This is a genomic window from Enterococcus sp. OL5, from assembly GCF_006491895.1.
In the GTDB taxonomy this organism is placed as follows: domain Bacteria; phylum Bacillota; class Bacilli; order Lactobacillales; family Enterococcaceae; genus Enterococcus_D; species Enterococcus_D innesii.
Genome location: NZ_VHIL01000001.1, coordinates 66,148 through 91,732, shown reverse-complemented (window position 1 = coordinate 91,732; position 25,585 = coordinate 66,148). Strand labels below are relative to the sequence as shown.

The window sequence follows — 25,585 nt, the reverse complement described above, 5'->3', positions numbered from 1 at the left end:
AGTAATTAGGCACAAGGAGGAAGCACTCATGAAGGTGATACGACAAGCGGAGGTTTACGCTCCTGACTATTTAGGAATAAAAGATATTTTATTAAATGAAGACAAGATTATTGCCATTCAAGATTCGATTCAAGGAGGATTCTCAGGCGTTGCTCTTGAAGAAATCGATGGCAGAGGGTTGCTTGCTGTGCCCGGTTTTATTGACTGTCACTTTCATATCTTAGGAGGTGGCGGGGAAGGTGGTTTTCAAAACCGGACACCTGAAGTGAAATTGTCTCAGCTGACCTCTGCGGGGGTAACGACAGTGGTTGGCTGTTTAGGTACTGACGGAGTAGGCAGAGATATGACTGCCTTGATCAGTAAGGCCCGTGGACTAGAGGCGGAAGGCATCACGACTTACTTGTATGACGGTTCTTATCGATTGCCATTGACGCCTGTCACGGATTCCATCATCCAAGATTTTTTGACTATCGATAAAATTATTGGTATCGGTGAAATAGCCGTTTCTGACCATCGTTCTTCACAACCAAGTTTCGAAGAATTTACCCGCGCGGTTGCGGATGCTCGTGTCGGTGGGATGCTTTCTGGAAAAGCAGGCATCGTGAACGTCCACTTAGGTGGAGGGAAGAAAAAATATGAGCTGCTTTTACGAACCATCGAAGAGACAGAGATTCCAATCAGCCAATTTTTACCTACACATGCCAATCGGACCAGTGAGCTTTTCGAAGCGAGTATTGCTTTTGCAAAAATGGGTGGAACGATCGATTTTACGGCGAGTGAAGATCCTGATTTCTGGGAAAAAGAAGACGATGAGGTTCGCTTCAGTAAAGGATTGAAACGTTTGTTAGCAGAAGGGATCGGGCTGGATCAATTTACCATGACCTCTGATGGGCAAGGCAGTCTCCCTTACTTTGATGAAAACAATCAATTCATAGGTCTGGGTGTCGGCAGTTCGCGAGCACTGATGGTAGGCATTAAAGAAGCAGTCCAAAAAGAGCAGATTCCATTGGAGATCGCCATTCGTGCAATCACTTCCAATCCAGCGAAAGTATTGAAGCTTGATCAAAAGGGGCGCCTTGCAGCAGGGATGGATGCTGATATTTGCTTGCTTAACAAAGAATCATTCGCTGTAGAAACAGTTCTAGCAAAAGGCAAAACGATGGTAGAAAAACAAGAAGTGAAAGTATGGGGTACCTTTGAGCAACTAGCGTAAAAAGAAGCCAATTCTGGCAGACTAAGAGTCGGTTGTTTTTCTAAACAGAGTTGTAAAAGACAAAAAAACAGCCCGATCTATGACCAGCATTTGCTGGACTTGATCGGGCTGCTTTTTTCACTTAAATGCAAGAATTCTTATGCTTGCAGCTCATCTAATTTCTTCATGTCTTCTTCAGAAATTTCAAAGTCAACTTTGGCATTATCTGAAATGTATTCTTCATGAACTGATTTTGGCAATGGCAAAATATCTTTTTGTAGTAGGTAACGAATAGAAAGCTGTGGAATCGATTTTCCATAGGCTTCCGCAATCGTTTTGACCGCATCGTTGTCTAGTAAACGACCAGTAGCGATTGGTGAATAGCCTTCCACTAAAATTTCGTGCTCTTTGCAAAATGCCAATAATTCTTCATTTGTGCGACCAATATGGTAAATAAACTGATTGACCATTGGTTTCACATCGCAATGATCGAAAATATTTTGTAAATCTTTTTGATCGAAGTTTGAAACACCGATCGATTTTACTTTTCCACTTAAGTAGGCTTCTTCTAATGCTTTCCAAACATCGATGTTTTCAAGATAAAAATCTTTATTTTCTGGATTGTTTCCCATGATTTTCCAAGGACGAGGGGCATGGATCAAAATCAAATCGATATACCCTAAGTCAAGTTTTTTTAGAGAAGCATCAATGCTATCAACCGCTTCTTGATAAGTTTTTAACTCAGCAGGTACTTTCGTGGTAACAAAAATCTCTTCACGAGCAACGCCTGAATCGCGGACAGCTTTCCCAACTGCTTCTTCATTTTTATAAGCAGCAGCTGTATCGACATGTCGATAACCATCTTGGATGGCAAATTTTGTTGCATTGTAAGCATCTTCTGGCGAAGATTGCCAGGTCCCAAGGCCGATCTTAGGAATCGTCAGTTTGTTCTGCAAAGTAAATGTTTCTTGTAATATCACGTATTTCAACCTACTTTCGTCGCTTTTTTTAGTTACATCATTTATTATAAAACGTTTTCTTATTTGATACAAATCTGACGCTGAAACTTTTTCGGTAAATTGACTTTCAAAGGGATCTTTGATACAGTAGCAGCAACCTCAACCTGGAAAGATGTGGTAAGAATGGATTTTGTAAAAGAAGATTTTGCCTACTATCGGCGCTCTTTTGAGTTGATGTATCGTAGTTATTTCCGTAGAAGAATGATTGCTCTTGGCGTGGCGATTTTGATTATCTTAGGTTACCTATTTTTGTTACAAGAAAGTTTGCTTTTAAATATCATTTTGTTGGTTATTTTGCTAGGGATGATGGCATGGTTAGTTTCACTTTATCAGCGAGCGAGTGAGGTCGTACTTGCTTTCGAAGAAGAAAATCAGGTGCCGCAAATTTATCAACTGACAGAATTCGAGGATCATTATGCATTCCACATGAAGGATGGAACGACGATGCGCGTGAAGAAAAACGGCAATCGCAACTTTCCTTCCAATAATAAGCAGTACACGCTGATGGCAGGGTATAAGAAAGTGTTTTTTGTGCGACAACCCCTAATGATCTTTTATTATGACCTCTTAGAGATGAAGTATGATGAAGCGTATCGATTAAAGCGAAATCGCCAAAATGGGTTCAGTCGTTGGTCCCGGTATTTCAGTTTTCGCTCCTTTAAAGGATCTATCGGAAATGTTTTTCAGTTTTTGCTAGGAAATATTTTTTTCTTATTTATCGCCTATCGGTTGATCCGTTACTTGATCGACATCTTACTTCATGTTTTTTAATCGATCAAGCGTCCTTACATTCCTCACTGTTTTCATAGACTGATGAAAAAGATGATAGGACTTAATTTTTAAATCAAGGTATACTAGAGTCAGATAAGGCAAGCGATTGTCTTTCAAGAAGAGAGCTACTCTTATTCAGTAAGCCGCCGACAACAGCTTATTTTTTGTGGCGCTAACAATTTGGGGGAAGTGTTAGTTCTTGTAGCAGACCGCAATTTTTCTGTTTGCCATAAGAACAAAAACGGTAGTTTACCGTACTTAATAAGAGTAGTCCTCTTGGTTTTTTTCTATGATTGTTCTGAAACATCACTTTCTTGAAGTGGTGTTTTTTTGCTTATTGCTATTTCAAGTGATAGGAGAATTCACAGATCTGTGCTACAATAAGTGCCGATACTCTCAGCAATGCGAGTGAAAACGAAGATAGAGGAGAATCACTTAGTAATGCTTGAAGGTCAAACAATAAACGATCCATCTACAAAAAGCGCAGGAAATATTTCCGCGTATCTACATATCCCTTTCTGTGAACATATTTGCTACTACTGTGACTTCAACAAAGTGTTTTTAGAAGGCCAGCCAGTGGATGAATACATCGAAGCACTGTTGAAGGAAATTGAGTTGACTCTTTTCCACCAGCCAGTCAGCGAAGCGGAAACGATTTACATTGGCGGTGGGACGCCAACGTCGCTTTCGGCAAGCCAGCTGGATCGATTGCTGTCAGGCGTACACGAATTATTGCCGACTCACACAACGAAAGAGTTTACAGTGGAAGCAAATCCTGGTGATTTGAGCGAAGACAAAATGCTGGTGTTGAAAAACCACCAAGTCAATCGATTGTCTATGGGGGTCCAGACCTTTGATAATCGCTTGCTAAAAAAAATTGGTCGCAAGCATACTGCTGAAGATGTTTATTCAACCATCCAACTGCTAGAAAAACATGATTTTCAGAATGTGACGATCGATTTGATTTATGCACTTCCGGGACAAAGCATTGAAAGCTTCCGCGATACGCTGACGCGAGCGATTGATCTCGGGTTGCCTCATTATGCCATGTATTCCTTAATCTTAGAAAACAAAACCATGTTTATGAACTGGGTTCGCCAAGGAAGAATGGCACTACCTTCTCAAGAAGCGGAAACGCAGATGTTTGACGAAGCAATCGCTGCGATGAACAAAGCTGGCTTGACCCAATATGAAATCAGTAATTTTGCCCGACCAGGGTATGAGTCCCTGCACAATCTAGTGTATTGGAACAATGAACATTATTTTGGCTTTGGGGCAGGCGCTAGTGGTTATCTTGGACAGTCTCGCTACAAGAATAAAGGACCGATCCAGCATTATTTGAAACCATTGCAGGAAAATCAGTTGCCAATCCACGAAATCGAAGAATTGACAACCAGCAATCAAATGGAAGAGGAACTTTTTTTAGGCCTCCGTAAAAAGGCTGGCATTTCAAAAATACGCTTTGCTGAAAAATTTGGGAAGTCTTTTCAGGAAATCTATGGTTCAACTAGCGAACAGTTGATTCAAAAAGGCTGGTTGGCTAGTCAAGGTGATCGTGTCTTTTTAACGAAAGCTGGGATGTTCATTGGCAACGAAGTGTTTGAAGCATTTCTCTTGGATGGAGAAAAATAAGAAAGAACAAGGAAGAGAAGTAGCCATTTCGCGCTGCTTCTTTTTTGCTTTCTTTTTTTAGCACTCTCTTAGAAAGAGTGCTAAAAAAGTGATGCAAATACTTGACATTCCTAGCAAATATGGTATATTTATAATCGTGTTAGCACTTAATAGGAATGAGTGCTAACGGAGGAGTGGATAAAATGTTGACACCTAGACAACAAATGATTTTACACCTCATCATCCAAAACTATACGAATACTGGTCAGCCCACGGGCTCGAAGCGATTGATGGAAGATGGGGTTGAAGCTAGCTCTGCCACCATTCGCAATGAGATGAAGGCGCTGGAAGAAGCTGGACTTCTATTAAAGACACATTCATCTTCAGGGCGTGTGCCATCAATAAAAGGGTATCGCTATTACGTTGATCACTTATTGAAGCCATCTGAAGTTGACCAAAACGAAATTCAAACCATTCGTCATTCTTTTGGAAAAGATTTTCATGAAATCAATGAAATCATCCAGCAGTCTGCCACGATCTTGTCCAACTTGACTAGCTATACAGCGTTGTCTCTAGGGCCAGATATGAAGGAAAGGAAATTGACGGGCTTTCGAATCGTCCCTTTGAATGCACGACAGATCATCGCGATCATCGTGACGGATAAAGGGAATGTCGAAAATCAAGTCTTTACCCTTCCTGAATCGATGAGCAGCGAAGATTTGGAAAAAATGGTAAGGATCATCAACGACAAATTGATCGGTGAACCTCTAATGACGGTCTACCATCGATTAAGAACCGAGATTCCGATGATTCTGCATAAGTATTTTCAAACGACTGACGGAATCGTTGATCTCTTTGATACGATGCTGAGCCATATTTTTGAAGAAAAAATCTTCGTCGGCGGGCGAATGAATCTTCTGGATTTTGAACCGACGCAAGATGTTAGTCAGTTCAAATCGATGTATTCATTTATGAAAAACGCAGATCAGCTGACACAGCTGCTGGCGCCAAGAGATTCTGCGATTCAAATCAGAATCGGCTCTGAGCTTGGCAATGACTTGTTACAAAATATGAGTTTGATCCAAGCCAGCTATGAAATCGAAGGTCATGGACAAGGAACGATCGCTTTATTAGGTCCATCAAGTATGCCGTATTCACGGATGTTTGGACTGATGGAAGTTTTTCGAGGCGAGTTAGCAAAAAAATTGGCCGATTATTATCGCGCATTAGACGCTGCCAATGAATAAGCGGCAATGAAACAAATCGTAGAAGGGATGGTTGAAACGTGACGGAAAAAGAAGAGCGTTTAGATGAAGAATTAGCTAAAACTGCTGAAGAAACCGCAGAAACACCTGAATCTTCAAATGAATCAACTGAAACTGAAGCACAGACTCCTCAACCAGAGGAAGAAGCAGTGGAAAAAAGCGAACTGGAACTTTTGCAAGAAAAGAATAACGAATTGGAAGATCAATTCCTGCGTGCTCGTGCAGAGATCGCAAATATCACTTCACGTAACCGCAATGAGCGGGAACTTTTACAAAAATACCGCTCGCAAGATCTTGGCAAAAAACTGTTGCCAGCAATCGACAATTTGGAACGAGCGATGGCAGCAGATGTCGATCAAGACCAAGCGGCGAATTTGAAAAAAGGCGTTGAAATGGTTCTTGAAAGTCTGCGTCAAGCCTTAAAAGAAGAGGGAATCGAAGAGATTCCTGCTGAAGGTGCAATGTTCGATCCGAACTTGCATCAAGCGGTGCAGACTGTACCTGCCTCTGATGAAACACCGGCAGACACAATCGTTACTGTCTTGCAAAAAGGGTATAAATTGCATGATCGTGTCTTGCGTGCAAGCATGGTCATCGTTGCACAATAGTTCTTTCTATCTATAAGTAGATGTTTAAATTAAAAAAGGGAGTGTATTACTTATGAGTAAAATTATCGGTATCGACTTAGGAACAACAAACTCAGCTGTTGCTGTCCTTGAAGGCGGCGAAGCAAAAATCATTACGAATCCAGAAGGAAACCGTACCACACCTTCTGTTGTTTCATTCAAAAATGGTGAGATCCAAGTAGGGGAAGTTGCAAAACGCCAAGCAGTGACAAACCCGAATACGATTTCTTCTATTAAACGCCATATGGGTGAAGCAGGATACAAAGTAGAAGTTGAAGGCAAATCTTATACACCACAAGAAGTTTCCGCAATGGTTCTTCAATACATCAAAGGATTTGCTGAAGACTATTTAGGTGAAAAAGTTGAAAAAGCAGTCATCACTGTTCCTGCATACTTCAACGATGCACAACGTCAAGCAACTAAAGATGCTGGTAAAATTGCCGGTCTTGAAGTAGAACGAATCGTCAATGAACCAACTGCTGCAGCTTTAGCTTATGGGTTAGATAAAACAGATAAAGATGAAAAAATCCTAGTCTTTGACTTAGGTGGCGGTACTTTCGACGTATCGATCCTTGAATTAGGCGATGGCGTCTTTGACGTATTGTCAACTGCTGGGGACAACAACCTAGGTGGGGATGACTTTGATAACAAAATCATCGATTACATGGTAGCAGAATTCAAAAAAGAAAACGGCATTGATCTTGGAAAAGACAAAATGGCTTTGCAACGTTTGAAAGATGCGGCTGAAAAAGCGAAAAAAGACTTGTCAGGTGTAACAAGTACCCAAATCAGCTTACCGTTTATCACAGCTGGCGATGCTGGTCCATTGCACTTGGAAATGACCTTGACTCGTGCGAAATTTGATGAATTAACAGCAGACTTAGTAGAGCGTACAAAAATTCCAGTACGCCAAGCTTTGAAAGATGCTGGCTTATCACAATCAGAAATCGATGAAGTGATCTTAGTTGGTGGTTCAACTCGTATTCCGGCAGTAGTTGATGCTGTACGTAAAGAAACCAATAAAGAACCAAACAAATCAGTAAACCCAGATGAAGTGGTAGCGATGGGTGCTGCGATCCAAGGTGGCGTGATCACTGGGGATGTGAAAGATGTTGTCTTACTAGACGTTACACCATTATCATTAGGTATCGAAACGATGGGTGCTGTCTTTACAAAACTGATCGATCGTAACACAACGATCCCTACAAGTAAATCACAAGTCTTCTCAACTGCAGCAGACAATCAACCTGCCGTTGATATCCATGTCTTGCAAGGGGAACGTCCAATGGCTGCTGACAACAAAACATTAGGAAGATTCCAATTGACGGATATTCCACCAGCACCTCGTGGCATCCCTCAAATCGAAGTAACATTTGATATCGATAAAAATGGGATCGTCAATGTTTCTGCAAAAGATTTAGGTACACAAAAAGAACAAAAAATCACGATCAAATCATCTTCAGGTTTATCAGATGAAGAAATCGAACGCATGGTAAAAGATGCTGAAGCAAACGCTGAAGCCGACAAACAGCGCAAAGAAGAAGTTGATCTACGCAATGACGTCGATGCATTGTTGTTCACTGTTGATAAAACATTGAAAGAGCTTGAAGGCAAAGTGGATGCAGACGAAGTCAAAAAAGCGGAAGAAGCTCGTGATGAGTTGAAAGCTGCGGTTGAAGCAAACAACTTAGAAGAAATGAAAACCAAACGTGATGCTTTGAATGAAATCGTACAAAACTTAACCGTTAAATTATACGAACAAGCAGCACAACAACAAGCACAAGAAAATCCAGAAGCTGCACAAGGCGGCGCAGACGATGTGGTTGACGCCGACTTTGAAGAAGTAGACGGTGACGATAAATAATCGCTGTTTGTGAAAAAGCCAAAGTCACCGCTTTGGCTTTTTCTTATGAATTTGCGAAACGTATTTTTCTAGAGCGAATTATATGCTAAAATACGAGAGACGCAAGAATAGAGTGGAGGGAAGCCAATGGCAGACAAAAGAGATTATTATGAGGTCTTAGGTCTACAAAAAGGGGCTTCGGATGACGAAATCAAAAAAGCTTATCGTAAGCTTTCAAAACAATATCATCCAGACATCAATAAAGAACCTGATGCAGAAGCAAAGTTTAAAGAGATTTCTGAGGCCTATGAAATATTAAGTGATTCCCAAAAAAGAGCTGCTTATGATCAGTATGGTCATGCTGGTACCGATCCGAACTACGGAGGCGGTTATGGCGGTGGATTCGGCGGCTTTAACAGTGGCGGATTCTCCGGAGGCGGTTTTGGTGGATTTGAAGACATTTTCGAATCATTTTTCGGGGGTGGAGGCGGCAGAGCAGCCAATCCTAATGCACCTCGACAAGGAGCGGACTTGCAATATGCGGTCGATCTTTCCTTTGAAGAAGCGATTTTCGGAGTGGAAAAAACTGTTCAATACAATCGTGAAGAAACCTGCCATACCTGCGGTGGGAACGGGGCAAAACCAGGTACTTCACCAGAAACCTGTCATAAATGTCATGGTGCAGGTACTATCAATGTTGAACGTCAAACACCACTTGGTCGTGTGATGAGCCGTCAAACCTGTGATGTTTGTCATGGAACTGGGAAAGAAATCAAGGAACCATGTACAACATGTCATGGTACTGGCCATGAAAAGAAAAAACATAATGTAAAAGTCAACGTGCCTGCAGGTGTCGAAGATGGACAACAAATGCGTTTATCTGGCCAGGGAGAAGCTGGGACCAACGGTGGTCCTTACGGGGACTTATACGTTGTTTTCCGTGTGGAAGAAAGTGATATTTTTGATCGTGACGGTTCTGAGATTTATTACGAGCTACCGCTGAACTTTGTCCAAGCTGCTTTAGGTGACGAAGTCAATGTACCAACGGTTCACGGGAATGTGAAGTTAAAAATCCCAGCTGGGACCCAAACAGGTACAAACTTCCGCTTACGCGGTAAAGGAGCCCCTCGCTTACGGGGAGGCGGCAATGGCGATCAACAAGTCAAAGTGAAGCTGATCACACCGAAGAACTTAAATGAGGAACAAAAAGAAGCATTGCGGGCTTATGCAAAAGCTAGTGGACATGAAACCACCGAACAACAACCAGAAGGATTTTTTGATAAAATGAAAGATGCTTTTGGTGGGAAAAAGAAATAACAAGTCAATAATCCAATTCATGCCCTGATAAAACCATCCGTTTTATCAGCATGAGTGGTTGAAAGAATATAAATGTGCAGTATGGACGAGAATCGAATCTTCTTGTCCATCTTTTTTCTTTTCCTTTGAAATCGCTTGCTTAGTATGTCACAATGAAAGTAGACCAATTAAAGGAGGAGATACAATGGAAAGAATATTTGCGAGTCCGTCACGATACGTTCAAGGAAAAGGTGTATTGAAAGATGGTTTATCCCACATTAAAGATCTAGGGAAGAAAGTGCTGCTTTTGACCGATGAAACAGTTTGGAAAATTGCCGGTGAAGACTTATTTGATAATCTCAAAGCAGCTGATTTAGATCCGGTAAAAGAAATTTTTGGTGGAGAAGCTTCTGCAAATGAAATCGATCGTATCGTCTCTAAAGCCAAAAGCGAATCCATTGAAGTGATTGCTGCATTAGGTGGCGGGAAAGCCATCGATACTGGGAAAGCTGTTGCAGATGAATTAAACATACCGATTGCCGTTTTGCCAACGATCGCTTCTACTGATGCACCAACTTCTGCACTTTCTGTTATTTATACAGATGAAGGTCGCTTTGAAAAGTATCGTTTTTATAACAAAAATCCTGAACTTGTCTTAGTGGATACAGCTGTTATTGCGAAAGCGCCTGCCAAGTTATTGGCAGCGGGTATTGCGGATGCACTCGCAACCTATGTCGAAGCACGCGCCGTTGCCCGAAGCCATAGTCAGAATATGGTTGGCGGCATTCAACCAATTGCCGGCATGGCGATCGCTGAAAAATGCGAAGAGATCCTTTTTGAGAATGCGCTGAAAGCCTATCAAGCAAATAAAAAACAAGTCGTTACCGAAGCGTTTGAACAAATCGTGGAAGCCAACACTCTGTTAAGTGGTTTAGGTTTTGAAAGTGCTGGTCTGGCAGCAGCTCATGCGATCCATAATGGCTTGACAGCCCTTGAAGGAGACGTCCATGATTTGACTCATGGAGAGAAAGTTGCTTACGGGACACTTACACAATTGATGCTGGAAAACGCGGATCCTGATGAAATTGACCAATATATTGAGTTGTATCAGGCGTTGGAATTACCAACGACATTAGCTGAAATGCATCTTGCGGATGTCAGTGATGCAGACCTTATGAAAGTCGGCAAACAAGCAACCATCGAAGGGGAGACGATCCACAATATGCCGTTCACGGTATCTGCAGAAGATGTTGTAGCCGCGATCAAAGCCGTGGATGCCTATGTGACCGCTTATTATCCTCTATGATGTTATTTTATTAACGTTCATTGATCGATACTTGTTGATTAAAAAAAAACGTTTGACAATGAAAAAGAGTCGTGCTATTTTGTTAACAAGCAAATTAAAGGAGGGAACAAGACATGACGAACTTCAACACACAAACTACATGTTGTTGTTGTATGGTGCAAAAAGCAGCATACCCATTTGTCATGCCTATTATTAGTTCCTTTGTCGCAGCAGATCGCTGAGTTTTTTAGTGATTCGCTTCTATCCGGATAAGACGACATTCTTGGGGTACTGATGTAATAGTCAGTACCCCTTTTTCTTTTGCTATTTTTCACCGCTTTCATTGGCGACGGCTGATGATTGCAAACGAAAATGAGTACATGAAGCATACGAGTTGTACCAAAAACTTGAGCGAGGAGTCGAGCGATGATCGTTAATAACATAAAAGCATTGATTGGGCAAACCCCATTCTTTGAATTTGATGCCGCAGCATTTGGCGGCAAAAAGGGAAGTACCATCTACGCAAAACTTGAGTATTTAAGTCCTGGTGGAAGTATCAAGGACCGATTAGGAAATATTTGATCGATGAAGCGTTTCGTGAGCATGTGATCGATCATGAGACAACCGTTATCGAACCGACAGCGGGAAATACTGGAATTGGTTTGGCTTTAGCCGGGATCGAGTATGGCTTAAAAATGATTTTTGTCATTCCTGAAAAATTCAGCCTTGAAAAGCAGCAATTGATTGAAGCATTAGGCGGGACCATCGTTCATACGCCCACTGAAGCAGGCATTCAAGGGGCGATTGAAAAAGCAAAGGAACTAGCAAAACAGGTGCCAAATAGTTTTATGCCAATGCAATTTCACAATCAAAACAACCCTGCAGCCTACCAAGCAACCTTAGGCCCAGAGATCTCTCAGGAGCTATCTGGAAAAATTGATAGCTTTGTTGCCGGCGCTGGTAGCGGGGGAACCTTCGCAGGTGTCGCAACATACTTAAAGAAACAAAAATCAAGTACTCGTCTTGCTGTTGTTGAACCAGAAGGATCAATCTTGAATGGCGGTCCTGCCCACGGCCATGAGATTGAAGGGATCGGTGTTGAGTTCATTCCACAATTTTTCGACGATTTACGTATTGATCAAATTTATACGATCAGTGATGCGGAAGGCTTTGCCTTTACTCGTTACTTGGCAAAAAACTATGGTCTGCTTATTGGGAGTTCAAGTGGAGCCGCCATGGCAGCAGCCGTCAAAGAAAGTTTTGTTTTGCCAACGGGCAGCTCGATCGTCACAGTTTTTCCCGATGGTGGCGACCGCTATCTATCAAAACAAATTTATGCTGGCGAATCCACAATTACACCATTTACAGGAGGAGAATACAATGCACTTTAATACAAAAGTAATCCACGGTGGTATCAGTGAAGACGAAACGACTGGGGCGGTCAGTGTGCCGATCTATCAAACATCAACTTACAAGCAAAACGCACTTGGTCAGCCAAAGCAATATGAATACAGTCGTTCAGGCAATCCAACTCGTTTTGCCGTAGAAGAATTGATTGCGGATCTTGAAGAAGGCGCCCAAGGGTTTGCTTTTGCCTCTGGATTAGCAGCCACCCATGCGGTCTTCTCATTGTTTCAGACAGGAGATCACGTCATTTTAGGGGATGATGTATATGGCGGGACGTTTCGTTTGCTTCATCAAGTATTAGAAAAAAGCGGGTTGACATATTCGCTAGTCAAAACCGATGATTTAGCTGCTATAGAAGCAGCAATTCTTCCTGAGACCAAAGCGATTTTTCTAGAAACACCGACGAATCCATTATTGAAGATTACGGACATCGCAATCGTTGCCCAACTAGCTAAAAAACAGGACATTTTGACGATCGTGGATAATACCTTTGCGACGCCATATTTTCAAAAGCCGCTACAATTAGGCGCAGATATTGTGATTCACAGCGCTACCAAGTATCTCGGTGGACACAGTGATGTAGTAGCTGGGTTAGCGGTTGCCAAAGAGCTACAAATCGCCAAAAGAATTGCTTTTTTACAAAACGCCATTGGTGGTGTATTGGGGCCTCATGATAGCTGGTTGATTCAACGAAGCATCAAAACACTTGCTTTGCGGATGGAAGCACATCAAAACAACGCGATGAAAATTGCCCACTACTTGCAAGCACATCCAGCTGTCGCAAAGGTTTATTATCCAGGATTGATTGACCATGAAGGACATGAAATCGCCAAATCACAGATGTCTGGGTATAGCGGTATGATATCTTTTGAACTAACCGATGAAACGAAAACAGCCGGCTTTGTTGAAGCATTAAAGATTTTTACTTTAGCAGAAAGTTTAGGTGGCGTGGAAAGTTTGGTAGAAGTGCCAGCCGTGATGACCCATGCCTCAATCCCTAAAGAAATTCGCCAGCAATCTGGGATCAAAGATGGCTTGATTCGATTGTCGGTCGGCATCGAAGACGGTGAGGATCTACAAGCAGATTTAGAGCAAGCGTTTGAAAAGGCAGGTAACTAGTGATGGGGAGAGAGTTTATTCCAATTTTTTCAGACTGGGCAGCTGAGTACGATGAAACAGTTGCAGGTAAGGATGAAGAATATCGAGCAGTTTTTTTAAAATATGAACAGTTACTAGCAGAAATTGCTGAAAAGGCAGGGCGGTCTGTGGTAGAATTTGGTAGTGGAACTGGAAATCTAACACAAGCTCTACTTGATCAAGGAAAAAATGTGCTGGCGATCGAGCCATCGCCAGAGATGCGGCGGATCGCCAAGTCAAAACCCAGTCTTTCTAAAGTGACTTTTGTTGATGGTGATATGGAGGTTTTTCCTGAGATCACGGATGCGATTGATACGATCGTTTCTACCTATGTTTTTCATCATCTTACGGAGGACGAAAAAACAACGGGTGATCGGCAAATATGCAGCGATGCTGCCAAAAGGCGGGAAAGTGCTTTTCGGTGATACGATGTTTCTTTCTTTAGCCCGCAAAATGGAACTAATCGACGAAGCGCGTCAAGCTGGTCACCAGCGACTAGCCGCTGATCTGGAACGGGAGTACTATCCAGTTACTGCGGATATCGAACGGTACTTTCGCCAACAGGGGTTTACCAGTCGTTTTAAGCAAATCAATGAGTATGTTTGGCTTGTGGAAGCACAAAGAGAGTAGGAGAGAAGTACAATGAAAATGAACGTTGAAAGCTTTAATTTGGATCATACGAAAGTCAAAGCACCTTATGTACGGGTTGCCGATAAAAAACAAGGAACGAATGATACCATTATCAAATATGATGTCCGTTTGAAGCAGCCGAACCAAGCGCATATGGATATGGCAAGTCTGCATTCTTTAGAACATTTGACGGCAGAATTGATTCGTAATCATGCAGATTATATCGTGGATTGGTCACCAATGGGCTGCCAAACCGGCTTTTATTTGACTGTCTTGAATCATGACGATTATGAAGAGATTTTGACAGTCCTTGAAAAAACCATGAAGGATGTTTTGCAAGCAACTGAAGTACCTGCCAGCAATGAAGTGCAATGCGGTTGGGCGGCGAACCATACCTTAGAAGGTGCGCAAAAATTAGCGCAAGAATTTCTTGATGAACGTGACAATTGGTCGACCGTTTTTGCCTAAACGAAAAAGATCATAGAAAAAAGTGCCTGTGTTTGTATACACGGGCACTTTTTTTGATGACTAAGCAATAAGAAGAGGATTCAATATTTGGGGTTCTTCAAAGTGATAAGCTGCATTTTTGTTATCTTTTTGTAAGGCGTATTAGTTTTGGGGTGAACGTTAGTAAATAAGTGTAATATGTCGCTTCTGATCTGCTCACTGGATTTCAAATATTATTTGATAGTTTTAATAAATTATGAGCTGCAGCTTACGCGGGTGAAAAGGAAATGTTATAATAGAATTAACTACTCAATAAAAATGTGCTATATCAAAGGTGAATCCTAGTGGCTCTTACCAGGTCGGTAGGAAGTAGCACGCGGTTTGCCAAGAATGTATGTAAGCAAATCTTTTTTTAATAAAGAAGGAGAGGAAGAAAAGAAGATGAGCATCTTAAAGCAATGGCAAGCAAAACATCAAGCGAAAAAAGAAGCGAAAAAACAAGCGTTACGTTTAAAAAATGCGAGGCTTCGTGCGCAAGGAAAAGAGCCATTGAAAGGTTGGGGAAAGATGGTTGATACCGGCATCGGTGGGGCAAACAAAGCAAACCCGATCGATACAAAAGTATTTTTAGGTGAAAATCAAAAACGGATCTCAGAAGAAACAAAAAGAAAAAATCAATGAAAAAAGACCTCTGCAACAGTCCGAGAAAAGAGCTGTTCCAGAGGATTTTTTTAGATATTCAATACTTTGTCTAAGAAATCTTTCGTACGATCATGCTTAGGATTGGTAAAAATTTGCTCAGGTGTGCCGTCTTCTAAGAAATTACCGCCATCAATAAACATCACGCGGTTCGCTACTTCTTTGGCAAAGCCCATCTCATGAGTGACGATCACCATGGTCATTCCTTGTTTGGCTAGGTCTTTCATAACATTCAGTACATCCCCAACCATTTCGGGATCGAGTGCGGAGGTTGGTTCATCGAAAAGCATCACATCGGGATTCATGGCTAAAGCTCTCGCGATCGCCACCCGTTGTTTTTGTCCTCCAGATAGATTGTCAGGGTACATGTCTTTTTATCAGCCAGACCTACCGTCTCTAATAAACGAATCGCGTTTTGTTCCGCTTCTTGCCGAGAAGCATTTTTTAGATCCATCGGGGCTAGAATGATGTTTTCTAAAACTGACAAGTGCGGGAAGAGATTGAAATGCTGAAACACCATGCCGATATGTTGTCGTACAGCATTGATGTTGGTGTTTTTATCCATCAGATGCGCGCCATCAATGATAATATCACCGCTGGTTGGTTCTTCTAAGCGGTTCAAACAGCGTAAGAACGTCGATTTTCCAGATCCTGAAGGACCGATCACGCAAACAACTTCTCCTTCAGCGATGGAAACATTGATATTGTTCAATACGGTATTGTCTCCGTATTTTTTCACAAGATTTTCAACTAAGATTTTTTCTTTCATGCTATTTCACCTTCTTTTCTAAAACTTTTGCAAGTTTCGTTAAAGCTGTGATCACGACTAAGTAAATAATCGCGATGATCAAGTAAACATAGGTACTTTGCGTGGTCCGAGCAACGATGATTTTCCCGGTTTGCAATAATTCTACGACTCCGATAACCGAGATGATCGTTGTATCTTTCAGCGAGATAACGAATTGGTTAACGAAAGATGGAATCATGATTTTGATCGCTTGCGGTAAAATGATTTTCTGCATCGTCCGAGTGTAGGTCATCCCCAAACTTCGAGAAGCTTCCATCTGACCTTTTGGCACCGCATTGATCCCGCCACGAACGATCTCAGCGATATAAGCACTGGCATTTAAGGTCAATGTAATGACCCCGGCTGCAAAGTCCGGAATTGTGATACCAATCGCATCGGAAAGACCGAAGAAGATGAAGAAAGCCAATACCATCATTGGGATACCACGAATGATATCTACATAGATTCCAGCAAAAACCCGTAAAGCTTTGATTGGTGCGACACTAAATAGTCCAAAAATGATCCCGATCACTAATGCTAAAGCAAATGAAATCAAGGCTAGTAAAAGGGTATTCCATAATCCTTTTAATAAGACGTTATAGTTGTTGCTGATCAAACCAGTGATCGTTGATTCATCTACTCGTTTTTCTGTGGCAGAACCATCTTCAATGTATTTGTTGATGATTTGATCGTACTCCCCAGTACGTTTCATTTCTTTCAATGCTTCATTAAACATTTGGATCAATTCAGGATTTTGGCCTTTTTTCACCGCAAATCCGTACTGACCGCCAGATTCTTTTTCAATCGGTGTCATTAGTTTTTGTCCTTGGCTGATGGCATAACCAATCACTGGATAATCATCCATCATGGCATCAATTTGCCCACCGTTAACAGCCGCATATAATTGATCGGCGGCATCATAATATTTGATGGAATAGCCATATTTCTCTTCGTTGGCGATCAGGAAGTCTGCACTTTCTGTCCCAACTTTCGCACCGACGGTTTTCCCATCTAAATCTTCATAAGATTTGATGGAATCATTGCCTTCTTTTACAGCAATCTGAATACCACTTTCAAAGTAAGAATCAGAAAAGTCATAGGATTGACGACGCTCATCAGTGATTGTCATCCCAGCAATCATCCCATCTGCTTGGTTACCGTCCAACGCTTGCAAAGCTCCTGAAAAACCGATGAAATTGAATTCAATGTTGAATCCTTGCAATTCTGCAGCCCGATTCATTAAATCAACATCGATTCCCACATATTCGTTGTCTTCGTTTTGAAACTCGAATGGGGCAAAAGCGGAGTCACTGGCAATGCGGTAAACATCTTTCTTTGGTTCGACTTTCACCATTTCGCTAGTGTCTGCATCTGAATCAGACGTTGTGATGTAAGTATTGACGATTTCATCGTATTTGCCGGAAGCTTTCATATTGGCTAAACCAGCATTGAATTTTTCAAGTAGCTCTTGATTTTGGCCTTTTCTGACAGCGAATCCGTAAGAAGCACCTTTTTCAGGTTCGCCGACAAGTTTCATCGGTTCGCCATTGTTAATAGCATAGCCAAGCACTGGAAAATCATCGAAAGCGGCTGCCACAGTACCATTGCGTACAGCGCCATATAGTCCAGTAGCGTCATCATATAATTTGATGTCGTAGCCATATTGGTCTTTATTGCTTTCTAGAAAGCGGGCACTTTCGGTACCAACCTTTGCACCGACCGTTTCGCCCTCAAGATCTTCATAGCTAGTAATGCTGTCATTATCTGCAGCTACAGCCATTTGGATCCCGCTATCAAAATAAGGGTCAGAGAAATCAAAGGTTTCTTTACGTTCCTCTGTAATACTCATCCCAGCGATCATGCCATCTAGCTGATTTGATTGCACTCCTTGAATGGAGGCGTCAAAACCTAAAGGACGTAAATCGACTGCGAAACCTTGATCTTCAGCGATCGCGTTTAATAAATCTATATCGATCCCAACATATTCATTGTTTTCATTTTGAAATTCGAAAGGCGCAAATGTTAAATCTGTTCCTATCTTATACGTAGTTTCCTCCGCATTCGCTGACTTTACCGAAAAAGTAAAAAAGCTGACAATCAGCGCGATTATAGCGAAGGTCATGTGTTTTCTTTTCAAGAAAATTCCTCCTTTAGATATAACGTATCTATAAATTATATGGATTTTTTCTTCAACACACAAGTCTTTCTCTTTAAAAATGTGACAAATTCCTTCAAACCTCACATCGGATGTTAGAAAAACGAACATGTTAAGTTATGCTAAATCGCATGAAACTTTCATAGCAAATGATGGCGAAAGTATGTTCGCTATGATATACTTATTTATGGAAAAGCGACAGCGAGTTTTTCTTTTTTTGTTGTCGTTTAGAATAATCGAGGGGGAATGAAGATGATCGAAAGAACAACTTCCCATGAATTTGACTTAGTATCAAAATATCAACCAGCAGGTGATCAGCCGGAAGCGATACGTCAGTTGGTTGACGGGGTGGTCGGTGGTAAAAAAGCACAGATTTTGTTGGGAGCCACTGGTACTGGTAAGACTTATACGATTTCTAATCTAATCAAGGAAGTCAATAAACCGACATTGATCATTGCCCATAATAAAACATTGGCTGGACAATTATATGGCGAGTTCAAAGACTTTTTTCCAAATAATGCGGTCGAGTACTTTGTCAGTTACTATGATTACTATCAACCAGAAGCGTATGTTCCTTCCAGTGATACATACATTGAAAAAGACTCCAGTATTAATGATGAAATCGACAAGCTACGGCATTCGGCAACCAGTTCTTTATTAGAAAGAAACGATGTGATCGTTGTAGCGTCCGTCTCCTGTATTTTCGGTTTAGGTTCGCCGATTGAGTATGCGAGACAAGTTGTTTCTTTACGAGTAGGGATGGAAAAGTCTCGAGACCAACTATTAAAAGAATTGATCGAGATCCAATTTGAGCGAAACGACATCGATTTTCAACGGGGACGTTTTCGCGTGCGTGGCGATGTTGTGGAGATTTTTCCAGCTTCTCGTGACGAGCGAGCATTACGCATTGAGTTTTTTGGGGATGAAATCGATCGGATCCGTGAAGTCGATGCCTTGACGGGTGAGATCATGAGTGACACCGAACATGTGTCGATCTTTCCGGCAACCCACTTTGTGACCAATGAAGACCATATGGAACATGCGATCGCCTCGATTCAAAGTGAGCTGGATGCCCGACTGGAAGTCTTGCGAGCGGAAAATAAGCTGCTAGAAGCACAGCGTTTAGAGCAGCGAACCAATTATGATATTGAAATGATGCGGGAAATGGGGTACACCTCAGGGATCGAAAACTACTCTCGCCACATGGATGGACGAAAAGAAGGGGAACCGCCCTATACGTTATTGGATTTCTTCCCAGATGATTTTCTATTAGTAATCGACGAATCACACGTAACGATGCCGCAAGTTCGTGGGATGTATAACGGTGACCGGGCGAGAAAACAAATGCTAGTGGACTACGGTTTCCGCTTGCCTTCTGCGCTGGATAACCGTCCGTTGCGTTTGGAAGAATTCGAGAAACATGTCAATCAAATCGTCTATGTTTCGGCCACGCCTGGTCCTTATGAGTACGATCAAACCGATACCGTCGTTCAACAAATCATTCGTCCAACTGGTCTGTTAGATCCGGTAATCGAAGTACGACCTATTATGGGTCAAATCGATGATCTCGTGGGAGAAATTAATGAGCGCGTTGAGCGAAACGAACGGGTCTTTGTTACGACCTTGACGAAAAAAATGTCAGAAGATTTGACGGATTACTTCAAAGAATTAGGAATCAAAGTCAAGTATTTACACAGTGATATCAAAACGTTGGAACGAACAGAAATCATTCGCGATCTACGTCTCGGTGAATTTGATGTACTAGTGGGGATCAACTTGCTACGGGAAGGTCTTGACGTACCGGAAGTTTCTCTGGTTGCGATTCTTGATGCCGATAAAGAAGGTTTCCTACGAAGCGAACGTTCATTAGTCCAAACTATTGGACGGGCAGCTCGTAACTCAGAAGGAAAAGTAATCATGTACGCCGATAAAATGACGGATTCGATGCAGCGAGCAATCGATGAAACAGCCAGACGCCGTGGTATTCAAGAAGCGTACAATAAAGAACATGGGATCGTACCGAAAACTATTATTAAAGAGATTCGCGATCTGATTGCGATCACGAAAGTGGCGGAAGAGACCGGTGAATACACTACGACATCTTATGAAGAACTAAGTCGTGAAGAAAAAGCAACCTTGTTGCTGAAATTAGAAAAAGAAATGAAAGATGCTGCAAAAGCATTGGATTTTGAAACGGCTGCTACCTTAAGAGATACTATTCTTGAGCTGAAGGCTGCTGATTAGAAGGAGAAACAATATGGCAAATGATAAAATTGTGATCCATGGGGCACGGGCCCATAATTTAAAAAATATCGATGTGACGATTCCCAGAGACCAGCTCGTTGTGGTAACTGGTCTTTCGGGTTCAGGGAAAAGCTCCTTAGCATTTGATACATTGTATGCCGAAGGACAGCGCCGATATGTCGAAAGTCTATCGGCGTATGCCCGTCAGTTTTTAGGGCAAATGGATAAACCCGACGTAGATAGCATTGATGGACTTAGTCCAGCGATTTCTATCGATCAAAAAACCACCAGCAAGAACCCGCGATCAACAGTAGGAACGGTTACTGAAATCAATGATTATCTGCGGCTTCTTTACGCCAGAATCGGTCACCCGATTTGTCCCAATGATCATATTGAGATTACTAGTCAGTCGGTTGAGCAGATGGTGGATGAAGTTTTGGCATTACCAGAACGCACCAAGATCCAATTGTTGGCACCGATCGTTTATCAAAAGAAAGGGCAGCACAAAAAAGTCTTCGAACGTATCCAAAGAGAAGGTTATGTTCGGATGCGGGTGGATGGCGAAGTCTATGATGTCTCCGAAGCGCCTGAATTGGAAAAAAATAAAAAGCATGATATTGCTATCATCATTGACCGAATCGTTGTAAAGGAAGGCATCCGTTCTCGTCTGTTTGATTCCTTTGAAGCGGCATTACGTTTAGCGGATGGCTATGCGGTAGTCGATGTGATTGGTCAAGAAGAGATGCTTTTCAGTGAGCATTATTCTTGTCCGTATTGTGGCTTTACAGTTGGGGAATTAGAACCACGGCTCTTTTCATTCAATGCGCCTTTTGGTGCTTGTCCAGACTGTGATGGTCTTGGTGTGAAGCTCGAAGTCGATGTAGACTTAGTGATTCCCGATCAAACCAAAACCTTACGTGAAGGTGCCATATTGCCATGGAACCCAATCAGTTCTCAATATTATCCGCAAATGCTAGAACAGGCTTGCCAAGAATTTAATATCGATATGGACACACCCTTTGAAGAACTGCCAGAAGAACACAAAGACATTATTTTGAATGGTTCGAATGGAGAAATTTTCCATTTCCATTATGAGAATGATTTTGGTGGGGTACGTGATGTTGAGGTCGCTTTTGAAGGGATCTTACCAAATATCAAACGCCGTTATCATGAAACCAACTCTGATTTCACTCGGGATCAAATGCGTTTGTATATGACGGAATTGACTTGTAAAACTTGTCATGGCTATCGTTTGAACCCTCAAGCGCTGTGCGTGCAAGTCAACGGAAAACACATTGGTGAAATGAGTGAGATGGCCATCAACAATGCCTTGAACTTTGTCGAAGAATTGAAACTAACGGAACAAGAGCAAATGATCGCACGTCCCATCGTGAAAGAAGTCGATGATCGTTTAAGCTTCTTAAAAAATGTCGGATTGGACTATTTGACCTTGAGCCGTGCGTCAGGCACGCTCTCTGGTGGGGAAGCGCAACGGATTCGTTTGGCAACACAAATCGGCTCCAATTTGTCTGGAGTGCTTTACATTCTTGATGAGCCATCGATCGGTCTTCACCAACGAGACAACGATCGTTTGCTCGATTCATTACGGAAAATGCGTGATCTTGGGAATACCCTGATTGTCGTTGAGCATGATGAAGACACGATGCGGGCAGCGGACTACTTGATTGATGTTGGTCCAGGTGCGGGACACGCAGGCGGTGAGATCGTGGCTGCCGGCACTCCAGATGAAGTTGCAGCTAATGCGTCTTCTTTAACAGGCCAATACTTATCTGGAAAACGACAAATCCCAACACCGGCAGAACGCCGCAAAGGCAATGGTGAAAAGATTCGTGTGACCGGTGCTTCTGAGAATAACTTGAAAAACATTTCAGTCGATTTTCCACTAGGAAAGTTCGTCGCAGTTACAGGGGTCTCTGGCTCTGGTAAATCAACATTAGTCAATGAAATTTTGAAAAAAGCGTTAGCGCAAAAAATCAATCGGAATTCGAACAAACCTGGTCGCTTTAAAACCATTACTGGTTATGAAGCTATCGAGAAATTGATTGATATCGATCAAAGCCCTATCGGTCGGACGCCTCGAAGCAATCCGGCAACATATACCAGTGTCTTTGATGACATTCGTGATTTATTTGCTAAAACCAATGAGGCGAAAGTCCGTGGTTATAAAAAAGGCCGCTTTAGTTTTAATGTAAAAGGTGGACGCTGTGAAGCATGTAAAGGGGACGGAATTATCAAGATCGAGATGCACTTCTTACCTGATGTCTACGTACCTTGTGAGGTTTGTCATGGCAAACGTTATAACTCAGAAACCTTAGAAGTTCATTACAAAGGAAAAAATATTTCTGAGATCTTAGATATGACCGTGGAAGATGCAGTGGAATTTTTCCAACATATTCCAAAAATTCATCGGAAATTGCAAACGATCGTTGATGTCGGTTTAGGTTATGTCACTATGGGACAACCAGCCACTACTTTGTCTGGTGGGGAAGCGCAACGGATGAAACTTGCAAGTGAACTGCACAAAAATTCTAATGGTAAGAGTTTTTATATCTTAGATGAACCGACAACAGGTCTGCATACGGATGATATTGCCCGTTTGTTGAAAGTCTTGGAACGGTTTGTTGACGCAGGCAATACTGTTTTAGTGATCGAACACAACTTGGATGTCATCAAATCAGCGGATTATGTGATTGACTTAGGTCCAGAAGGTGGCGAAGGCGGTGGAACGATCATTGCAACTGGTACACCAGAAGAAATTGCTGCCGTTCCAGAAAGCTATACCGGTCATTATTTGAAAAAAGTCCTATGATCAAGAGGGAAAGCTTCCACTTTTTTACTTATCTGTCAATAGGTTTCGCTAAAGTTTAAGGAAGCCTGAAATATCTGTAAATTTCATGATAAAGGCTTGAAATCAAAAATTTATTTGATAGAATAGCAATAGGTATACGTATATTCGCATTGAATAAACTGCCTATAAGTTCTATCCGTTCAAAGTGGGAGAAAGCAATCAAAGATAGATACTTTGATTGCTTTTTTCTTTGTGGTATGATAATGCTATTGTAATTAAACGAAACGAGAGCGGTCGTTTTTCGTATTCAAAAGAGAGAGTGATTTTTGATGAGTCAGGAAAATTTTCTTCCCATATTATTAGGAAGCGATATGAATGTTTATGGTATGGCCAGAGCATTCCACGAAGCTTATGGCATTCAATCAGTTGCCTATGCTGGTGCGGAACTTGCGCCAACCCGCTTTAGTAAAATTGTAAAAATCAATCAAGTGGAAGGTTTTGAGCATGATCCCGGATTCACTGAGACGCTGATCGAGTTAGGGAAAAACACTTACAACGATCCTACAATCAAGTATTTGTTGATTCCTTGCGGCGATGGCTATGCGGAACTGTTGGCAAAACACAAAGAAGAATTGCAACCTTATTATACCTTTATCGCCAATGATTATTCCTTATTAAAACGGTTGATCAATAAAGTAAGTTTTTACGAAGTTTGCGAGGAGTATGGTTTGCCTTATCCAAAGACGTTCATTTTAACACCTGAACTGTTGACGGAAGGAACCTTTAAAGGAGAGCTGCCGTTTGATTTTCCTGTAGCCTTGAAACCTGCAAATAGTGTCGCGTGGCTTTCGGTTGATTTTGAAGGTCGCAAAAAAGCTTTCATCATTGATGATCGAGCAGAATTTGAAGAAATCGTTTCTCGCATTTATCAAGCGGGGTATCAATATGAAATGATCGTCCAAGATTTTATTCCTGGTGACGACAGCAACATGCGGGTTTTAAATGCGTATGTTGATGAGAATCATGAAGTTCGCGTGATGGGCTTAGGTCATCCGTTACTAGAAGACCCAACCCCAGGTGCTGTTGGGAACTATGTCGTGATTATTCCAGACGAAAATGAGCAAATTTATCAAATGATCCGCAAGTTTCTAAAAGAGATCGAATATGTTGGATTTGCCAATTTTGACTTGAAATATGATGCACGAGACGGGCAATACAAATTATTTGAAATCAACTTGCGTCAAGGAAGAAGCAGTTTCTTTATTACCTTAAGCGGATTGAATCTGGCGAAGTTTATCACAGAAGATTTAGTCTTCGAAAAACCTTACACAGAAACGGTTTATGGCAAAGCTGACGCGCCAGAAGCGAAATTATGGCTAGGGGTACCAAAAAACATCTTCTTGACCTATGCAAAAGAAAATCCTGCAAAAGAACGGGCAAAAAAATTATTAGCAGAAGATCGTTGGGGAACGACTGTTTTTTACAAAGAAGACTTATCTTTAAAGCGTTGGATTCTATTAAAGAGGATGTTCCATCTGTACAACAAACGATTCAAAACGTATTTCCATACGAAAGAAGGCTAGAAGATGGAGAATTTTTTTAGTATTTTAGGCGGCATGGGAACGTTAGCGACGGAAAGTTTTGTTCGCATCTTAAACCGACGGACGCAGACCCATAAAGACCAAGACTATTTGAACTATGTTTTATTCAATCATGCGACAGTTCCAGATCGGACCGCGTATATTTTAGATAATACGTTAGAAAATCCGGTTCCTTATTTAATGGATGATATCGAAAAGCAAAATCTATTAAAACCCAATTTTATTGTACTGACTTGTAACACGGCTCATTATTTCTTTGATGAATTACAAGCAGCCACTGAGATTGAGATACTGCATATGCCTCGGGAGGCGGCGAAAGTCGTTTTTGAAAAAGGCGTCACTGGAAAAGTGGCCTTTCTTGGGACAGAAGGCAGTGTCAAAGCCGGCATCTATGAGAAAGAACTGCGCCAGTTGGGACTTGATGTCTATCTGCCAGAGCCAGCGATCCAAAAAAAGGTCAATACATTGATCTATGATCGAATCAAAGAAAATGATCATCTTGATCAAGGGCTTTACTTTGAGATATTGGAAGAAGTTACCGAACGAATCGGCTGTGAAAGCGTAGTGCTTGGATGTACCGAGTTGTCCTTGATGGATGAGTTTGTGACTGACAATCCTTATCCAGTCGTGGATGCTCAATCCATATTGGTTGATCGGACGATCGAAAAAGCATTGGCAGATCGCCAAGCAATCTAAAGCTGATAGCGACGTTAGCGGCATCTTTTGAGCTAACGTCTTTTTTTATGCCGGTGTTCCAATGA

The 25,585-nt window shown here is 41.8% G+C and carries 17 protein-coding genes and 3 pseudogenes; 17 read left to right on the top strand and 3 right to left on the bottom strand.

What is annotated here, in order from left to right:
• The first annotated feature begins 28 nt into the window (after positions 1-28).
• Entirely contained in the window at positions 29-1,213 is a 1,185-nt protein-coding gene (iadA, locus tag FJU10_RS00385) for a beta-aspartyl-peptidase (protein ID WP_140964839.1), read from the top strand.
• A 137-nt stretch (positions 1,214-1,350) separates the two neighbouring features.
• Here iadA and FJU10_RS00380 read toward each other — a convergent pair whose 3' ends face one another.
• A complete protein-coding gene (locus FJU10_RS00380; protein ID WP_077454427.1) occupies positions 1,351-2,172 on the bottom strand; it encodes an aldo/keto reductase in 822 nt (273 codons plus the stop codon).
• Between the two features lie 162 nt (positions 2,173-2,334).
• Between FJU10_RS00380 and FJU10_RS00375 the strand changes: the two genes are divergently transcribed.
• From FJU10_RS00375 to FJU10_RS00320, 12 genes and pseudogenes are all read left to right on the top strand, one after another.
• Positions 2,335-2,982 (top strand): hypothetical protein, encoded by a 648-nt coding sequence (locus FJU10_RS00375; RefSeq protein ID WP_077454426.1) that lies wholly within the window; start codon positions 2,335-2,337, stop codon positions 2,980-2,982.
• A 441-nt stretch (positions 2,983-3,423) separates the two neighbouring features.
• On the top strand, positions 3,424-4,614 hold the full coding sequence (gene hemW, locus FJU10_RS00370; RefSeq protein WP_096742783.1) for a radical SAM family heme chaperone HemW: 1,191 nt from the start codon (positions 3,424-3,426) through the stop codon (positions 4,612-4,614).
• A gap of 182 nt (positions 4,615-4,796) precedes the next feature.
• Positions 4,797-5,840 (top strand): heat-inducible transcriptional repressor HrcA, encoded by a 1,044-nt coding sequence (hrcA, locus tag FJU10_RS00365; protein ID WP_005225934.1) that lies wholly within the window; start codon positions 4,797-4,799, stop codon positions 5,838-5,840.
• Between the two features lie 38 nt (positions 5,841-5,878).
• Complete coding sequence (grpE, locus tag FJU10_RS00360) at positions 5,879-6,466, top strand: nucleotide exchange factor GrpE (protein ID WP_077454424.1); 588 nt, start codon at positions 5,879-5,881, stop codon at positions 6,464-6,466.
• A 52-nt stretch (positions 6,467-6,518) separates the two neighbouring features.
• On the top strand, positions 6,519-8,348 hold the full coding sequence (gene dnaK / locus FJU10_RS00355; RefSeq protein ID WP_140964837.1) for a molecular chaperone DnaK: 1,830 nt from the start codon (positions 6,519-6,521) through the stop codon (positions 8,346-8,348).
• A 126-nt stretch (positions 8,349-8,474) separates the two neighbouring features.
• Positions 8,475-9,644, top strand: a complete 1,170-nt coding sequence (gene dnaJ / locus FJU10_RS00350) for a molecular chaperone DnaJ (protein ID WP_005235650.1) — start codon at positions 8,475-8,477, stop codon at positions 9,642-9,644.
• Between the two features lie 184 nt (positions 9,645-9,828).
• Positions 9,829-10,929 carry a glycerol dehydrogenase gene (locus tag FJU10_RS00345; RefSeq protein WP_140964835.1) on the top strand — a complete coding sequence of 367 codons (1,101 nt, stop codon included), beginning with the start codon at positions 9,829-9,831 and terminating at the stop codon, positions 10,927-10,929.
• A 405-nt stretch (positions 10,930-11,334) separates the two neighbouring features.
• A pseudogene (locus FJU10_RS00340) lies at positions 11,335-12,299 on the top strand (PLP-dependent cysteine synthase family protein).
• The gene (locus FJU10_RS00335) at positions 12,289-13,434 is read left to right on the top strand and encodes a cystathionine gamma-synthase (RefSeq protein ID WP_081118613.1); all 1,146 of its coding nucleotides are present in this window, start codon (positions 12,289-12,291) and stop codon (positions 13,432-13,434) included. The pseudogene FJU10_RS00340 and the gene FJU10_RS00335 overlap by 11 nt, the downstream one beginning before the upstream one ends.
• Positions 13,435-13,436: 2 nt before the next feature.
• Positions 13,437-14,082: pseudogene (locus FJU10_RS00330) on the top strand (class I SAM-dependent DNA methyltransferase).
• Positions 14,083-14,094: 12 nt separating this feature from the next.
• Entirely contained in the window at positions 14,095-14,550 is a 456-nt protein-coding gene (locus tag FJU10_RS00325) for an S-ribosylhomocysteine lyase (protein ID WP_008382180.1), read from the top strand.
• A 420-nt stretch (positions 14,551-14,970) separates the two neighbouring features.
• Positions 14,971-15,210: a hypothetical protein gene (locus FJU10_RS00320; protein ID WP_140964833.1), complete on the top strand. Its 240-nt coding sequence runs from the start codon at positions 14,971-14,973 to the stop codon at positions 15,208-15,210.
• Between the two features lie 50 nt (positions 15,211-15,260).
• On the opposite strand, the pseudogene FJU10_RS00315 reads toward FJU10_RS00320, so the two are convergent.
• Together FJU10_RS00315 and FJU10_RS00310 are read right to left on the bottom strand one after the other, a co-directional pair.
• Positions 15,261-15,997: pseudogene (locus tag FJU10_RS00315) on the bottom strand (amino acid ABC transporter ATP-binding protein).
• A gap of 1 nt (position 15,998) precedes the next feature.
• Positions 15,999-18,152 (bottom strand): amino acid ABC transporter substrate-binding protein/permease, encoded by a 2,154-nt coding sequence (locus FJU10_RS00310; protein ID WP_096742780.1) that lies wholly within the window; start codon positions 18,150-18,152, stop codon positions 15,999-16,001.
• Between the two features lie 270 nt (positions 18,153-18,422).
• On the opposite strand from FJU10_RS00310, the gene uvrB reads away from it, so the two are divergent.
• The 4 genes from uvrB (at position 18,423) to FJU10_RS00290 (ending at position 25,520) form a co-directional block, all read left to right on the top strand.
• The gene (uvrB, locus tag FJU10_RS00305; RefSeq protein WP_140964831.1) at positions 18,423-20,414 is read left to right on the top strand and encodes an excinuclease ABC subunit UvrB; all 1,992 of its coding nucleotides are present in this window, start codon (positions 18,423-18,425) and stop codon (positions 20,412-20,414) included.
• A 13-nt stretch (positions 20,415-20,427) separates the two neighbouring features.
• Complete coding sequence (uvrA, locus tag FJU10_RS00300; RefSeq protein WP_140964829.1) at positions 20,428-23,244, top strand: excinuclease ABC subunit UvrA; 2,817 nt, start codon at positions 20,428-20,430, stop codon at positions 23,242-23,244.
• 308 nt (positions 23,245-23,552) lie between these two features.
• Positions 23,553-24,806, top strand: coding sequence for a carboxylate--amine ligase (locus FJU10_RS00295; RefSeq protein WP_081118607.1), 1,254 nt, complete (start codon positions 23,553-23,555; stop codon positions 24,804-24,806).
• Positions 24,807-24,809: 3 nt separating this feature from the next.
• Entirely contained in the window at positions 24,810-25,520 is a 711-nt protein-coding gene (locus FJU10_RS00290; RefSeq protein WP_077454414.1) for an amino acid racemase, read from the top strand.
• Positions 25,521-25,585: the final 65 nt, after the last annotated feature.

What these genes read in the sequence shown, in the direction of transcription:
- FJU10_RS00295 (WP_081118607.1), top strand. Translation starts at nt 23,553, where the DNA reads ATGAGTCAGGAAAATTTTCTTCCCATATTATTAGGAAGCGATATGAAT.
- uvrB (WP_140964831.1), top strand. Translation starts at nt 18,423, where the DNA reads ATGATCGAAAGAACAACTTCCCATGAATTTGACTTAGTATCAAAATAT.
- FJU10_RS00325 (WP_008382180.1), top strand. Translation starts at nt 14,095, where the DNA reads ATGAAAATGAACGTTGAAAGCTTTAATTTGGATCATACGAAAGTCAAA.
- FJU10_RS00375 (WP_077454426.1), top strand. Translation starts at nt 2,335, where the DNA reads ATGGATTTTGTAAAAGAAGATTTTGCCTACTATCGGCGCTCTTTTGAG.
- hrcA (WP_005225934.1), top strand. Translation starts at nt 4,797, where the DNA reads ATGTTGACACCTAGACAACAAATGATTTTACACCTCATCATCCAAAAC.
- FJU10_RS00290 (WP_077454414.1), top strand. Translation starts at nt 24,810, where the DNA reads ATGGAGAATTTTTTTAGTATTTTAGGCGGCATGGGAACGTTAGCGACG.
- FJU10_RS00335 (WP_081118613.1), top strand. Translation starts at nt 12,289, where the DNA reads ATGCACTTTAATACAAAAGTAATCCACGGTGGTATCAGTGAAGACGAA.
- uvrA (WP_140964829.1), top strand. Translation starts at nt 20,428, where the DNA reads ATGGCAAATGATAAAATTGTGATCCATGGGGCACGGGCCCATAATTTA.
- hemW (WP_096742783.1), top strand. Translation starts at nt 3,424, where the DNA reads ATGCTTGAAGGTCAAACAATAAACGATCCATCTACAAAAAGCGCAGGA.
- dnaK (WP_140964837.1), top strand. Translation starts at nt 6,519, where the DNA reads ATGAGTAAAATTATCGGTATCGACTTAGGAACAACAAACTCAGCTGTT.
- FJU10_RS00320 (WP_140964833.1), top strand. Translation starts at nt 14,971, where the DNA reads ATGAGCATCTTAAAGCAATGGCAAGCAAAACATCAAGCGAAAAAAGAA.
- dnaJ (WP_005235650.1), top strand. Translation starts at nt 8,475, where the DNA reads ATGGCAGACAAAAGAGATTATTATGAGGTCTTAGGTCTACAAAAAGGG.
- FJU10_RS00345 (WP_140964835.1), top strand. Translation starts at nt 9,829, where the DNA reads ATGGAAAGAATATTTGCGAGTCCGTCACGATACGTTCAAGGAAAAGGT.
- iadA (WP_140964839.1), top strand. Translation starts at nt 29, where the DNA reads ATGAAGGTGATACGACAAGCGGAGGTTTACGCTCCTGACTATTTAGGA.